Below are 14,088 nucleotides of genomic sequence, written 5' to 3'. Positions count from 1 at the left end.
GGCTTATCGCTTGATCGAAACGAACGCGTCGCGACCGGCGTAGCGCGCGCCGGAGCCCAGCGCCTGCTCGATGCGCAGCAACTGGTTGTACTTGGCCACGCGGTCGCTGCGGCACAGCGAGCCGGTCTTGATCTGGGTGGCGGTGGTGGCCACGGCAATGTCGGCGATGGTGGTGTCTTCGGTTTCGCCGGAACGGTGCGACACGATCGAGGCGTAGTTGGCCGCGTGCGCCATCGCGATGGCTTCCAGCGTTTCGGTCAGCGTGCCGATCTGGTTGACCTTGATCAGGATCGCGTTGGCGGTGCCCGAATCGATGCCCTGCTTGAAGATCTTCGGGTTGGTGACGAACAGATCGTCGCCCACCAACTGCACCTTCTTGCCGACGCGCTCGGTCAGCAGCTTCCAACCGGCCCAGTCGTCCTCGGCCAGGCCATCTTCGATGCTGATGATCGGGTACTGCGCCACCCAGTCGGCCAGGAAGTCGACGAACTGCTCGCTGGTCAGGCGCTTGTTCTCGCCGACCAGGTTGTACTTGCCGTTGTCGTAGAACTCGCTGGAGGCCACGTCCAGGCCCAGCAGGATGTCTTCGCCCGCGGTGTAGCCGGCCTTGCCGATCGCTTCGAGGATGGTGTCCAGCGCTTCGACGTTGCTGCGGAAGTCCGGCGCAAAGCCGCCTTCGTCGCCCACCGCCGTGCTCAGGCCATGGCCCTTGAGCACCGACTTGAGCGAATGGAAGATTTCCGTACCGGCGCGCAGCGCTTCGGAGAACGAGCTGCAACCGACCGGCAGCACCATGAACTCCTGGAAGTCGACGTTGTTGTCGGCATGCGCGCCGCCGTTGATGATGTTCATCATCGGCACCGGCAGCGCCACGTCGGATTCGGTGATGGTGGACAGGTACTGCCACAACGGCTGCTTGCGCGAGGCGGCTACGGCATGCGCGGCGGCCAGCGAAACACCCAGCAGCGCGTTGGCGCCCAGGCGGCCCTTGTTCTCGGTGCCGTCCAGATCGATCAGGCGACGGTCCAGGCCCTGCTGGTCGGCCGCATCGAAGTTCTTCAGCGTCTCGGCGATGGTCCCGTTGACGTTGTCCACCGCGTGGCGCACGCCCTTGCCCAGGTAGCGGGTCTTGTCGCCATCACGCAGCTCCACCGCTTCCTTGGTACCGGTCGAGGCACCCGACGGCACGGCCGCGCGGCCGAACGAACCGTCGTCCAGCGTGACTTCGGCCTCCAGCGTGGGATTGCCGCGGGAGTCGAGGATTTCGCGGGCGAGGATCTTGGCGATAGTGGTCATAGGTCCGTTCGGTTACCAGTAAGGGGGGAAGTACACCGGAAACAAGCTGCCGGATTATCGCTGCACACCGGTCCATTGCCAAATCGCATGCCGCTACACGCAGCACGTCACGGGCGGACCGCTACGCCATCAAGCCCAACAGCGACAAACCAGACAGCAGCAGCAAGACCAACAGCAGGATCAGCGCGGCGATCGCCGCACCAGGCTGGCGACTCAGCCGCAATGCAGCCGAGCCTGTGGCCAGGCTACTGACAACGGCCATGGTGGCCATGATCAGCGTGATGCGCATCGGCAGCCGCGTGGCTTGCATGGCATGGTCGCCATCGCCCGGCATGCCGATGCTGGCGGTAAACAAAACGGCCATGACCGCCATGCACGCCCACGCCGCGATTGACGCGGCCAGTGCCCACCAGCCCCAGGGCCAGTGGCGCCACCGCCGCTCCCGGCGGCGCGCTGCAGCGGCCGCGCGCTGATCAGAACTCACGCAAAGCGCGCAAACCCGTGCTTCTTGGTGACGGCGTCCAGCTCCATCAGGGTTTCGAGCAGTTCTTCCATGCGATCCAGCGGCCACGCATTGGGACCATCGGACAGCGCCTTGGACGGATCCGGGTGGGTTTCGGCGAACAGGCCGGAAATCCCGACCGCCACCGCCGCGCGCGCCAGCACCGGCACGAACTCGCGCTGACCACCGGAGCTGCTGCCCTGCCCGCCCGGCAACTGCACCGAATGGGTGGCGTCGAACACCACCGGACAGCCGGTGTCGCGCATCACGCTCAGCGAGCGCATGTCGCTGACCAGGTTGTTGTAGCCGAACGAGGCGCCACGCTCGCAGACCATGATCTGCTCGTTGCCGGTGGATTTGGCCTTGTCCACCACCGGCTTCATGTCCCATGGCGCGAGGAACTGGCCCTTCTTGATGTTGACCGGCTTGCCGGCGGCGCAGACGTTCTTGATGAAGTCGGTCTGGCGCACCAAAAATGCCGGAGTCTGCAGCACGTCGACGACGGCCGCGACCTCGTTCATCGGGGTGTATTCATGCACGTCGGTGAGCACCGGCACGCCGATCTGCTTCTTCACCGCATCCAGCACCTTCAAACCTTCTTCCAGGCCCGGGCCACGGAAGCTGGTGCCGGAGGTGCGATTGGCCTTGTCGAAACTCGACTTGAAGATGAAGTTGACGCCGAGCTTGCCGGTGATCTCCTTGAGCCTGCCGGCCACGTCGAGCTGCAGCTGCATCGATTCGATCACGCAGGGGCCGGCAATCAGGAACAGCGGCTGGTCGAGGCCGACTTCGAAGTCACACAGTTTCATCAGGTCACCTAAGTAATTAAGCCCCTCTCCCGTCGGGAGAGGGGTTGGGGTGAGGGTACGGGTTGCAAGCGCTTGTAAGGCCAGATGGTTTGCCCTGGCTGGCGCGTGGCGACGCGTTCATCACAGCTGCCATCTTCCAGTGCGTTGCGGTGCCCCTCTCATCCGCCTACGGGGCACCTTCTCCCATGAAGGGGACCGAGGTCCCGATGGGAGAAGGAACTCACGCACGCGCTTCTTTGAGCAACTTGCCGCCAGCCTTCTTCTCGCGCGCCGCACGCACGAAGCCGATGAACAGCGGATGGCCGTCGCGCGGGGTGGACAGGAATTCCGGATGCGCCTGGCAGGCCAAAAACCACGGGTGCGTGTCGCGCGGCAACTCCACCACTTCCACCAGGGTGTCGTCCATCGACTTGCCGGAGATCACCAGGCCGGCGTCTTCCAACTGCGTGCGATAGCGGTTGTTGAACTCGTAACGGTGACGGTGCCGCTCGGCCACCACATCCTTGCCATAGACCTCGCGCGCCAGCGTACCGGGCTTCAGGCGCTGCTCCTGCAGGCCCAGACGCATGGTGCCGCCCAGGTCGGATTTTTCGTCGCGCTTTTCGACTTCACCGGTGGCGGTGCGCCATTCGGTGATCAGGCCGATCACCGGGTGCGGCGACTGGCGATCGTTCTCGGTGCTGTTGGCTGCATCCAGGTCGGCGACGTGGCGGGCATAGTCCACCACGGCCGCCTGCATGCCGTAGCAGATACCGAAATACGGCACCTTGTGCTCACGCGCGAACTTGGAGGTCTGCACCTTGCCTTCGAAACCGCGGTCGCCGAAACCGCCCGGCACCAGGATGCCGTCGATGTCCTGCAAGGCAGACATGTCGCTGCCCTCCAGATCCTGCGCTTCCAGCCACTTCAGGTTGACCTTGGTGCGCTGACGCAGGCCGCCGTGACGCAGCGCTTCTGCCACCGACTTGTAGGCGTCCTGGTGATCGACGTACTTGCCGACCACGGCGATGTTGACCTCGTCCAGCGGATGCTTGACCGCATCCACCACCGCCGCCCATTCGGACAGGTCGGCCGCGGCGACCTTGTCGCGCAGCTTGAACTGCTCGATGACCAGTTCGTCCAGGCCTTGGCGCAGCAATTCCAGCGGCATGCCGTACAGCACGTCGATATCCGGGCAGCTGATCACCGCACGCTCGGAGACGTTGGTGAACAGCGCGATCTTGCGGCGCTCCGAATCCGGCACTGCCTGCTCGGACCGGCACAGCAGCACGTCCGGCTGGATGCCGATCGAGCGCAGTTCCTTGACCGAATGCTGGGTCGGCTTGGTCTTCAGCTCACCGGCCGCCGCGATGTACGGCACCAGCGTGAGATGCATGAACATGGCCTTTTCGGCGCCGCGCTCGGTGCGCACCTGGCGAATCGCTTCCAGGAACGGCAGCGATTCGATGTCGCCGACGGTACCGCCGATTTCGATCAACGCGACATCGAACCCGGCGGTGGCCTCGTCGATGCAGCGGCGGATCTCGTCGGTAATATGCGGAATCACCTGCACGGTGGCGCCCAGATAATCGCCACGACGCTCCTTGCGGATCACGTTCTCGTAGATGCGGCCGGTGGTCACCGAATTCTTGCGCGACAGGCGCGTGCGTACATAACGCTCGTAGTGACCCAGATCCAGGTCCGTTTCGGCACCGTCGTCGGTGACGTAGACCTCGCCATGCTGGAACGGGCTCATCGTGCCCGGGTCCACGTTGATGTACGGGTCCAGCTTCATCATCGTGACCTTCAGGCCACGCGCTTCAAGAATGGACGCAAGCGAAGCGGCGGCAATGCCCTTGCCTAGCGAGGACACTACGCCGCCGGTAACGAAAATCAGGGGGGTCATGGGGCTTGAAGCCTCCCGGAAAGCCATAGTTTAGCGGGTGACGGGCGAATGCCCAAGGGTTGCGTGACGACGAGGTCATCACACGTTGAAACAGTGCATGTCGCGCAGGCCTTAGCGGCTGGCAGACATGACGGGCACTGCCAGGCGATTGCGGGCTTTCTGCGGGGGCCGGCATGCATGCGCGTTACATGCCAGCCCCATGCACCGGCTACGCCAACAGGGCGAATGCTGCGTGGTCTTACACAGCTACCCCAAAAGCGAACGCCCCGGCAATGCCGGGGCGTCGGTAGCACCTGGCCGCTAGGCCGCGCGATCAGCGTGCAGGCTTTTCTTCTTCCTCTTCCTCGCGCGGGGCGCTGTCGGCCTTGGGCTTCTGCGCAGCGGCGGCAGCGCGGCGTTCGGCTTTGCGTTCGGCTTCGGTTTTGGCCTTCGCGTCATCGGCCTTTTGAGCCGCGGCGCCCTGTCCGGTCTGCTGCGGAGCGGCCTGGGCCATGGCGGGAAGCGCTGCGACTGCGGCCGCACCCAGGGTGAGCATCAGGATGTGCTTGAACTTCATGGCGTCCTCTTTGGCTTCGGTGACATCCTCAGGTGGGGACGTTTGATTGCGAAACCAACGCCAGGGTAGCCAATGCTGCCCGGCCCCCCACTGAACGCCGGTCGCGTGCAAAAAATCGGCTCAGCCCCCACACTTGCGCGTCGTTTCACGTGCCAACGAGATGCATGAACACCCGTTATAACGCCGCCGATATTGAAGTGCTGTCGGGCCTGGACCCGGTCAAACGCCGCCCCGGCATGTATACCGACACCGCGCGCCCGAACCATCTGGCGCAGGAAGTGATCGACAACTCTGTCGACGAGGCGCTGGCCGGCCACGCCAAGCAGGTCGAAGTCACGCTGTACAAGGACGGTAGCTGCGAAGTGTCCGACGACGGCCGCGGCATGCCGGTGGACATCCATCCGGAAGAGAAGATTCCGGGCGTGGAGCTGATCCTGACCCGGCTGCATGCCGGCGGCAAGTTCAGCAACCGCAACTACACCTTCTCCGGTGGCTTGCACGGTGTAGGCGTGAGCGTGGTCAACGCGCTGTCGACCAAGGTCGAACTGTTCATCAAGCGCGAAGGCAGCGAGCACCGCATGGAGTTTCGCGATGGCAACGCCGCGTCCAAGCTGGAAGTGGTGGGTACCGTCGGCAAGAAAAATACCGGCACGCGGCTGCGTTTCTGGGCCGACCCCAAGTATTTCGATACGCCCAAATTCAATGTGCGTGCGTTGCGGCACCTGCTGCGCGCCAAGGCGGTGCTGTGCCCCGGCCTGACCGTCAAATTGCACGACGAGGCAACCGGCGAGCAGGACAGCTGGTATTTCGAAAACGGCCTGCGCGATTACCTGAAGGGTGAGATGGCCGAGCACGAGCTGCTGCCGGCCGACCTGTTCGTCGGTAGCCTGAAAAAAGACACCGAAATCGTCGACTGGGCCGCGGCCTGGGTGCCGGAAGGCGAGCTGGTGCAGGAAAGCTACGTCAACCTGATCCCCACCGCGCAGCATGGCACCCACGTCAATGGCCTGCGTTCGGGCCTGACCGATGCGCTGCGCGAGTTCTGCGATTTCCGCAATCTGCTGCCGCGCGGCGTCAAGCTGGCACCGGAAGATGTCTGGGACCGGGTGACCTTCGTGCTCAGCCTGAAGATGACCGATCCGCAGTTTTCCGGTCAGACCAAGGAACGCCTGTCCTCGCGCCAGGCTGCCGGCTTCATCGAAGGTGCTGCGCACGATGCCTTCAGCCTGTATCTCAACCAGAACGTGGAGATCGGCGAGAAGATCGCGCAGATCGCCATCGATCGCGCCAGCGCACGGTTGAAGACCGAAAAGCAGATCGTCCGCAAGAAGGTCACCCAGGGCCCTGCCCTGCCCGGCAAGCTGGCCGATTGCATCAGCCAGGATCTGTCGCGTACCGAACTGTTCCTGGTCGAAGGCGATTCGGCCGGCGGCTCTGCCAAGCAGGCGCGCGACAAGGATTTCCAGGCCATCCTGCCGTTGCGCGGCAAGATCCTCAACACCTGGGAAGTGGCTTCCGGCAGCGTATTGGCCTCCGAGGAAGTGCATAACCTGGCGATCGCGATCGGTTGCGACCCGGGCAAGGACGACATCACCGGGCTGCGCTACGGCAAGGTGGTGATCCTGGCCGACGCCGACTCCGATGGCCTGCATATCGCCACGCTGCTGACGGCGCTGTTCCTGCAGCATTTCCCCGCGCTAGTGGCCGCCGGCCACGTGTTCGTGGCGATGCCGCCCTTGTTCCGTGTCGATGTGGGCAAGCAGGTGTTCTATGCGCTGGACGAAGAAGAAAAGACCACGCTGCTGGACAAGATCGCGCGCGAAAAGATGAAGGGCCAGATCAGCGTCACCCGCTTCAAGGGCCTGGGCGAAATGAATCCGCAGCAGCTGCGCGAATCCACCATCCACCCGGACACGCGTCGACTGGTGCAGCTGACCATCGACGACGGCGAGCAGACGCGTTCGTTGATGGACATGCTGCTGGCCAAAAAACGCGCAAGCGACCGCAAGCAGTGGCTGGAGACCAAGGGCGATCTGGCCTCGCTTGAAGTCTGAGTGCTGAAACCGATAGCCCCTCTCCCGTGGAGGCGAGAAGGCACGGCCTGCGCGTGCTAGCGGCGCGCGACTTTGAGCGCCCGCGCCGCAAGCGCGGGCGGGGCGCAGCGCGGCGTTTGGGTGCGGGCGTATGCACTTGCGAAGTGAGTAGCACGAGGCTTCGCCCGCACCCTCATTCCCCTTCGGAGCACCGTCCGCATCAGGCGGGACAATGTCTCGACGGGAGAAGGAAGCGCCTTGCATAGGCGCTCATTTCGGCGGGCCGCACACACCTGCCTTTGCGTACCACCTCGGTCCGCGCGACATCCATGCCTTCCTGCACATCCACCGGGCTCTGCAGCAGCCTAGCATCGGCGCTTCCCTGCAACCACGTCGATGCCCATGCCCTTCTTTCTCCGTGCCGGCCTGCTGGCCTGCGTGCTGTTCAGCGGGACAGCGCTGGCCGAAGCGCCAGACAAAACCGATAAAAGCGATGCCAAACCCGATGCCGCTGCCGCTGCCGCCAAACAGGCGCCATTGCCGGCAGACGCCAGCGTGCGCCAGAGCACACGCGTGGCCGGCCGCAACCTGAGCTATACCGCCACGGTCGGCACGTTGCCGGTGCGCGATGCGCAGGGCAAGACCACGGGCGAAGTGGTATTCACCGCCTATACCGTCGATGGCAAGGACCGCCCGGTGACCTTCGCCTTGAACGGTGGGCCGGGCGCCGCATCGGTGTATCTCAACATGGGCGCGATCGGGCCGAAGATCGTCGGTTTCGGCGCCGAGGGCGACAGTGCGTCGGCACCGGCCACACTGCGCGACAACCCGGGCACGTGGCTGGACTTCACCGACCTGGTCTTCATCGACCCGGTGGGCACCGGCTTCAGCCGCGCGCTGATCGGCGACGACGATGCCAAGAAGCAGTTCTACAATCCGCAGGCGGATGTGGAATATCTCTCGCGGGTGATCTACGACTGGCTGCTCAAGAACCGCCGCCTGCAGGCGCGCAAGTATCTGGTCGGCGAAAGCTATGGCGGCTTCCGCGGCCCGCGCATTACCCATTACCTGCAGACGCAGCTAGGCGTGGCGATGAACGGCGTGGTGCTGGTGTCGCCGTATCTCAACCCGACCCTGGACGACAACGGCGATGTGTCGCCCCTGGCATGGATGCTGACGCTTCCCTCGATCGCCGCTGCGCACCTGGAGCGCCAGGGCCAGCTCAGCGACAGCGCGATGCGCCAGGTGATCGACTACACCCGCGGCGATTACGCGGTGGCGCTGATGAAAGGACGCACCGACCCGCAGGCCACCGAAGCGATGCTGCAGCAGGTCACCCGCATGACCGGGCTGGACCCGGCATATGTGCGGCGCTCCGGTGGACGCCTGGAAACCCAGGCCTATCTGCGCGAAGTGTTTCGTGACAAGGGCGAATTGGGCAGCCGTTACGATTCCAACGTGACCGCCTTCGACCCGTTTCCCAACGATGCCGAACAACGCGCCAACGACCCGCTGCTGGACAGCATCATTGCGCCCACCACCACCGCAATGGTGGACTTCGTCACCCGCGTGGTCGGCTGGAAGATCGATGCGCAGTATCGCGCGCTCAACTACGACGTGAACAAGCTCTGGGACTGGAACGACGAGCTTCGCAAAGGCGCAGTGACCCAGCTGCGTCAGTCGGTGGCGATCGATCCGAAGCTGCGCGTGTTGATCGCGCACGGCTGGAACGACCTCTCCTGCCCGTTCATGGGTTCGGTCCTGACGGTGGACCAGATGCCGGCCATGGGCAGCGACAGCAAACGCGTGCAGGTACGCGAATATCCCGGCGGCCACATGTTCTACAACCGCCCCGACAGCCAGGCCGCGTTCCGTGACGACGTCAAGGCGATGTACGAAACGCGCTGAGCGCAGCCAGCGCCGGCCGCACACGCGGCCGGCGACCAAGCCGTCGGGCAGCACCATCGTTTCCGAGTGCCGCGCATCTGCGTTGCCATCGTCAATCTGGAACTGGCAAGCACCGTCGCAAGGACATCACCCAAGCAGATCTAGCAGCGCACCAGCTGTTACCAATCCCCAATCCCAAATCCCGGCTCCCCAATCACAACGCACCAGGCTCGCTAGCCTTCACGTTCCACCCCAACCACTGGTAGACCTGATAGCGCGCAATGCCCAGGTATTCGTGCAGGGCCACATCGGCCAGCGTGAAGTTGTAGCTCTGCGGCAGGATCGACCAGGTGGCGGTCAGCCAATCGGCGCGCACCGGTGTGGCATCGATGCCGAAATGGCGAAAATACAATTCGGCGCGACGCAGATGCGTGGCCGAGGACACCAGCGCAATGCGATCGGGCCGGTAGGCGCGCAGCAAGGGCTGGCTGAACTGCGCGTTCTGCCAGGTGTTCATGCTCGACGGCTCCATGATCAGATCTGCCCGCGGAATGCCCAGGCCCAGCAAGACACGCTGGTAGACCACCGCTTCGGACAGGCCCAGGCCGCGTGCATCGCCGCCGCTGATCTCGATCTTGCAATCGCCCCCGCTGTGCCGGCATTGCCAGTACAGCCGTGCCGATTCGACGATGCGGCCGTAGGCGAACAGATTGGCTTCGGCCACCGCGTCGCGGCCTTCCGGGCGCACGGTGCCGGCACCCAGCAGCACGATGACGTTGCGCGCGCCCCACGCGTTGAAATCGTTGACCCCGGTGCGTTGCAGGTGTTGCAGCATCCAGGAGGGCAACGGACCGCAGCCCACCGCGAACACCAGCAGCAAGCTGGCCAGGCCCAGCACGCGGGAGAACCGCCGCAATCCGCGGCGGTCGATCAACCAGGCAAACCCGAACAACACGCACACCAGGGCAAGCATCATCGGGAAAGGGTCTCACTCATGGCATGCGGGCAACCTGCCGCAAACAGGTCGATACGGCAACGGCGGCGCAGTCTGCCGACGGTGCGTGAGCGCACCGCGGCATCGCTCAGGTCCAGCCGAACAGCTCGAACAGCGTCAGGATCAGATACGCCACGCCGCCAGCGGCCGGGATGGTGAGAATCCAGGCCCAGACGATGCGCTCGATCACCCCCAGCCGCAGCGAACGCGGGTTCTTGGCAAAACCCACCCCCATGATGGCGGTGGAAATGCTATGCGTGGTGGATACCGGCATGCCGAAATGCGCCGCCACGGTGAGCACCGTCGCCGAGCTGGTTTCTGCGGCAAAGCCGTGGATGGGATGCAGCTTGACCATCTTGTGGCCGAGCGTCTTGATGATCTTCCAGCCGCCCGACGCCGTCCCTGCGGCCATCACCACCGCGCAGGTCAGCACGATCCACATCGGGATACCGGCGCCGGCGGCAAGGCCGGTGCCCGGATGCAGGAACGACAACCAGCTCGGCAAATCGTCCAGCGCACCGGCCGACTGCGCGCCGATCAGGGTCATGGCGATGATGCCCATGGTCTTCTGCGCGTCGTTGTGGCCGTGCGCGTAGCCCATGTACGCGGCCGAGGCGATCTGCGCCTTGCCGAAGAACGCATTGACCCAGCGCGGGCGCGCCAGCCGCCCGATCGGGCCGCCGAGTTTGGACATGCCGGCGATGATCGCCCACAGCAGCACCATCACCACGATGCCGAGCACGAAACCGGCGATCGGCGAGGTGATCATCGGGACGAACACCTTCCACAACAGGCCCTTGTTCTTGGCCCAGTTGCCGATGTTTTCCGACCAGATCAGCGCGTCCCAGTTGTTGTGCGCCGCGGCCAGGCCGGCGCCGCACAAGCCACCGATCAAGGCATGCGAGGACGACGACGGCAGGCCCTTCCACCAGGTGATCAGGTTCCAGATGATGCCGCCCAGCAGGGCGCACAGGATCACCTGCGGAGTGACGTCGACCACGTTGGTGTTGAGCAGGCCGGAAGCAATCGTCAGCGCCACGGCGGTGCCGGTCAGCGCGCCGATCAGGTTCATGCCGGCGGCCAGCATCACCGCCCAACCGGGCGAGAGCACCTTGGTGGCGACCACGGTGGCGATGGAGTTGGCGGTGTCGTGGAAGCCGTTGATGAACTCGAACACCAACGCGGCCAGGATCACCACCAGAACTAAGGTAAGCACGCGGCGACCTCAGCTGTTCTTCAGCACGATCTGGTAGACCACCACACCGGCCTCGCGGCAGCGGTCGATGGCTTTTTCCAGAATCTCGAAGAACTCCTTGAGCAGGAACATCTGCAACGTGTCCAGCCGGCCGGAATAGATGTCGCGATACAGCTCCAGCATCAGCCGGTCGGCTTCGTTTTCGAGCATGCGCAGCTTGTCGTTGAGCGCGGTCATGCGGTCGATGTTCATGTGCGGCAGGTCGGCCACCATCTCCACCACCACCGCGGCGGCCTGCTCCAGCATCGCGGCGCGCGGAGCGAAGTCGATGTGTTCCAGGTGCTTGGTCGCCAGCGAGTAGCGGTCGGCGAATTTCTCGACCTGCTTGGGAATCTTGTACAACGCCGAGCCCAACGCCTCGATGTCTTCGCGTTCGATCGGGGTCATGAAGCTGTCCACCAGCGCCTGGCCGATCTTGTCGGAGGCGGCGCGTTCGCGCAGGCGGGCCAGCTTGAAGGCGTCCAGCGCCGGTTGGCGGTCGGACTCGCGCATCATGGCGTGCAACGCCCTGGTGCTGTCGTAGGCGGCCTGCGCCGCTTCGTTCAGAAGCGCATAGAACTGCTTGCCGGAACCGAAGATGGTCTGCAACGAGAACATGGGTGGACAACTTCCTGCCGTCGAGGGAGAGACGGCGCCAGGCGCGAATTATGACCGTTCCATGACCTCTCTGGATATCTCGCGCCGGGAGCGGCCTTCACATCGACATTTCCCGGCTCGAACCACCCTGTGGTTTGCTACCATGCCCCCGCGCCTTCGGGCGCACCCTATGGAAGACGACCCTATCCCCCCGTGTTGCCGCCCGGCCTGTGCGCCCGCCGGCAGCCCCAGTGCTCCCCCGCCCTCCCCTTCACTAACCGGGGAAGACGCCCGTGGTTGAGTTTTTGATCGTCATCGCCCTGATCGTGCTGAACGGCTTCTTCGCCATGTCGGAGATGTCGTTGATGACCTCGCGCAAGAGCCGCCTGAAGCAGATGGCCGGCTCCAGCAAGCGCGCCGCGCGGGCCCTGGCCCTGGCCGAAAGCCCCGAAAACTTCCTGTCCACGGTTCAGATCGGCATCACCCTGATCGGCATCCTGACCGGCGTGTTCGGCGGCGAGGCGATCGGCGAAGCCATCGCCAACTGGCTGCAGGGTGTGTTCCCGGCCTTGGCGGGCACGTTCGAACTGGTCGGCAAGCCGCGCCCGTATTCGGTGGTGATCGGCAGCACTCTGGCGGTGGCGCTGATCACGTTCCTGACGCTGATCTTCGGCGAGCTGGTGCCCAAGCGGCTGGCGCTGCGCAATTCCGAAGACATCGCAGGCGTTGTCGCGGTGCCGATGGCCTGGCTGGCCAAGATCGCCGCGCCCGGGGTGTGGGTGCTGGCGCGCTCCACCCGCCTGGTCCTGCGCATGCTGGGCATGGGCAAGGACGAGTCGGCCTCGGTGACCGAAGAAGAGATCCGCATGCTGGTGGCCGAAAGCCACGAGGCCGGGGTGATCGACGCGCACGAGCGCGACATGATGAATCGCGTGATGCGGCTGGGCGATCGTACCGCCGACAGCCTGATGACCCCGCGCAACCGCATCGCCTGGCTGGACGCCAACGCCGAGCCGGAACGCAATCTGCAGGTCATGCGCGAGCACGAATTTTCGCGCTACCCGGTGTACCGCGGCAGCGACCAGGACATTGCTGGGGTGCTGGAAGTCAAATCGCTGGTCACGCGCATGGACGGCCACGGCGCGCACCTGTTCCAGGCGCTGCGCGACACCTTGTTCGTGTCCGAATCCACGCACGCGATGAAGCTGCTGGAAATCTTTCGCGAAGAACAGCAGTCGATGGCGCTGGTGGTGGACGAATACGGCGAAATCCGCGGATTGGTGACCATCAGCGACCTGATGGGCGCAGTGGTCGGCCGCCTGCAGGCGGTGGAAAATACCGACGAGGACGCGCTGGTGGTCACGCGCGCGGACGGCTCGCTGTTGATCGACGGGTCGCTGCCGGTGGAAGAATTGCGCGAAGTACTCGGCGCCGAACTGCCCGACGCCGACGAGGGCGATTACCACACGCTTGCGGGCCTGTGCATTTACTATTTCGGGCGCATTCCGCAGGCCGGCGAGTTCTTCGATTGGGCCGGCTGGCGCATCGAGATCGTCGACCTGGACGGTGCGCGCGTGGACAAGTTGCTGCTGAGCCGGGTGGGCGACGAGGACAGCGATGAGATCGTCGGGTGACGGCGGTGCACCGCACGATGATGCCAGCGAGCAGATGCGCTACCGCAACGAAGGCATCCGCAGCCTGCTGGCAGCCTTCAGCGAAGGTGATCCGGACCAGGTGTTGCGCGTTCGCGAGATCTTGGCCGACCTGCAGCAAAGCGCCTTCGGCGTGTTCCTGTTTCTTGCGATCCTGCCCTCGTTCATTCCGATTCCCGGCGTCGCCGGTGGCATCAGCGGACCGCTGACCATCCTGATCGGGCTGCAGATGATGTGCTGCCTGCGCAAGCCGTGGGTACCGCGCTTCATCGGCGAACGCGGGCCGCGCCGTCGGACCAGCCAGCGCTTCGTGGCCAAACTGGGACCGACGCTGCAACGCCTGGATCGCCTGCTCAAACCGCGGTTGCATGGCATGCTGGACCGCATGCCGGCGCAGCTCCTCACCGGCTTGCTATTGGTGCTGGTCGGCATCCTGCTGACGCTGCCGATCCCCTTCACCAACTACATCTTCGGCCTGATCCTGCTGCTGTTCGCGCTGGCCCTGCTCGAGCGCGACGGTGCACTGATGCTGGTGGGCTGGGCAGCTGCGCTGATCTCGGTGGCCGTGTTCGGGGTCACCTCCGACCAGCTGGTGGATCTGATTCGCGATTGGTGGCCGGACGCCTGGCGCTGAGCGCAGCGC

Annotated in this window: 12 protein-coding genes; 4 read left to right on the top strand and 8 right to left on the bottom strand. The window is 64.6% G+C overall.

Annotation, left to right across the window (positions count from 1 at the left end; all coding sequences use genetic code 11):
- Nucleotides 1-3: 3 nt before the first annotated feature.
- From eno to ACCQ07_RS08745, 5 genes are all read right to left on the bottom strand, one after another.
- Nucleotides 4-1,296 (bottom strand): phosphopyruvate hydratase, encoded by a 1,293-nt coding sequence (gene eno / locus ACCQ07_RS08765; protein WP_008577316.1) that lies wholly within the window; start codon nt 1,294-1,296, stop codon nt 4-6.
- Between the two features lie 121 nt (nt 1,297-1,417).
- The gene (locus tag ACCQ07_RS08760) at nt 1,418-1,660 is read right to left on the bottom strand and encodes a hypothetical protein (RefSeq protein WP_031422278.1); all 243 of its coding nucleotides are present in this window, start codon (nt 1,658-1,660) and stop codon (nt 1,418-1,420) included.
- A gap of 116 nt (nt 1,661-1,776) precedes the next feature.
- A complete protein-coding gene (gene kdsA, locus ACCQ07_RS08755) occupies nt 1,777-2,607 on the bottom strand; it encodes a 3-deoxy-8-phosphooctulonate synthase (RefSeq protein WP_011347098.1) in 831 nt (276 codons plus the stop codon).
- A 220-nt stretch (nt 2,608-2,827) separates the two neighbouring features.
- On the bottom strand, nt 2,828-4,492 hold the full coding sequence (pyrG, locus tag ACCQ07_RS08750; protein WP_008571227.1) for a CTP synthase: 1,665 nt from the start codon (nt 4,490-4,492) through the stop codon (nt 2,828-2,830).
- 313 nt (nt 4,493-4,805) lie between these two features.
- Nucleotides 4,806-5,048 (bottom strand): hypothetical protein, encoded by a 243-nt coding sequence (locus ACCQ07_RS08745; RefSeq protein WP_008571226.1) that lies wholly within the window; start codon nt 5,046-5,048, stop codon nt 4,806-4,808.
- 164 nt (nt 5,049-5,212) lie between these two features.
- Between ACCQ07_RS08745 and parE the strand changes: the two genes are divergently transcribed.
- Nucleotides 5,213-7,102, top strand: a complete 1,890-nt coding sequence (gene parE / locus ACCQ07_RS08740) for a DNA topoisomerase IV subunit B (RefSeq protein ID WP_003481816.1) — start codon at nt 5,213-5,215, stop codon at nt 7,100-7,102.
- A 381-nt stretch (nt 7,103-7,483) separates the two neighbouring features.
- Nucleotides 7,484-8,989, top strand: coding sequence for a S10 family peptidase (locus ACCQ07_RS08735; RefSeq protein WP_014089971.1), 1,506 nt, complete (start codon nt 7,484-7,486; stop codon nt 8,987-8,989).
- Between the two features lie 193 nt (nt 8,990-9,182).
- On the opposite strand, the gene ACCQ07_RS08730 is transcribed toward ACCQ07_RS08735, so the two are convergent.
- The 3 genes from ACCQ07_RS08730 to ACCQ07_RS08720 all read right to left on the bottom strand — a co-directional run bounded on the left by ACCQ07_RS08730 (nt 9,183) and on the right by ACCQ07_RS08720 (nt 11,814).
- Nucleotides 9,183-9,944 carry a YdcF family protein gene (locus tag ACCQ07_RS08730; RefSeq protein ID WP_008571224.1) on the bottom strand — a complete coding sequence of 254 codons (762 nt, stop codon included), beginning with the start codon at nt 9,942-9,944 and terminating at the stop codon, nt 9,183-9,185.
- 106 nt (nt 9,945-10,050) lie between these two features.
- The gene (locus ACCQ07_RS08725) at nt 10,051-11,178 is read right to left on the bottom strand and encodes an inorganic phosphate transporter (RefSeq protein WP_008571223.1); all 1,128 of its coding nucleotides are present in this window, start codon (nt 11,176-11,178) and stop codon (nt 10,051-10,053) included.
- Between the two features lie 9 nt (nt 11,179-11,187).
- Nucleotides 11,188-11,814 carry a DUF47 domain-containing protein gene (locus ACCQ07_RS08720; protein ID WP_008571222.1) on the bottom strand — a complete coding sequence of 209 codons (627 nt, stop codon included), beginning with the start codon at nt 11,812-11,814 and terminating at the stop codon, nt 11,188-11,190.
- 272 nt (nt 11,815-12,086) lie between these two features.
- On the opposite strand from ACCQ07_RS08720, the gene ACCQ07_RS08715 reads away from it, so the two are divergent.
- Together ACCQ07_RS08715 and ACCQ07_RS08710 are read left to right on the top strand one after the other, a co-directional pair.
- Nucleotides 12,087-13,427 (top strand): hemolysin family protein, encoded by a 1,341-nt coding sequence (locus ACCQ07_RS08715; RefSeq protein WP_372165718.1) that lies wholly within the window; start codon nt 12,087-12,089, stop codon nt 13,425-13,427.
- Complete coding sequence (locus tag ACCQ07_RS08710) at nt 13,411-14,079, top strand: exopolysaccharide biosynthesis protein (RefSeq protein ID WP_071118530.1); 669 nt, start codon at nt 13,411-13,413, stop codon at nt 14,077-14,079. The genes ACCQ07_RS08715 and ACCQ07_RS08710 overlap by 17 nt, the downstream gene beginning before the upstream one ends.
- The last annotated feature ends 9 nt before the right edge of the window (nt 14,080-14,088 follow it).

It is taken from the genome of Xanthomonas sp. NCPPB 3583 (genome assembly GCF_041475715.2).
GTDB lineage: Bacteria > Pseudomonadota > Gammaproteobacteria > Xanthomonadales > Xanthomonadaceae > Xanthomonas > Xanthomonas euvesicatoria.
The sequence above is the reverse complement of the archived record's forward strand: the minus strand, read 5'-3'. Positions and strand labels throughout refer to the sequence as shown.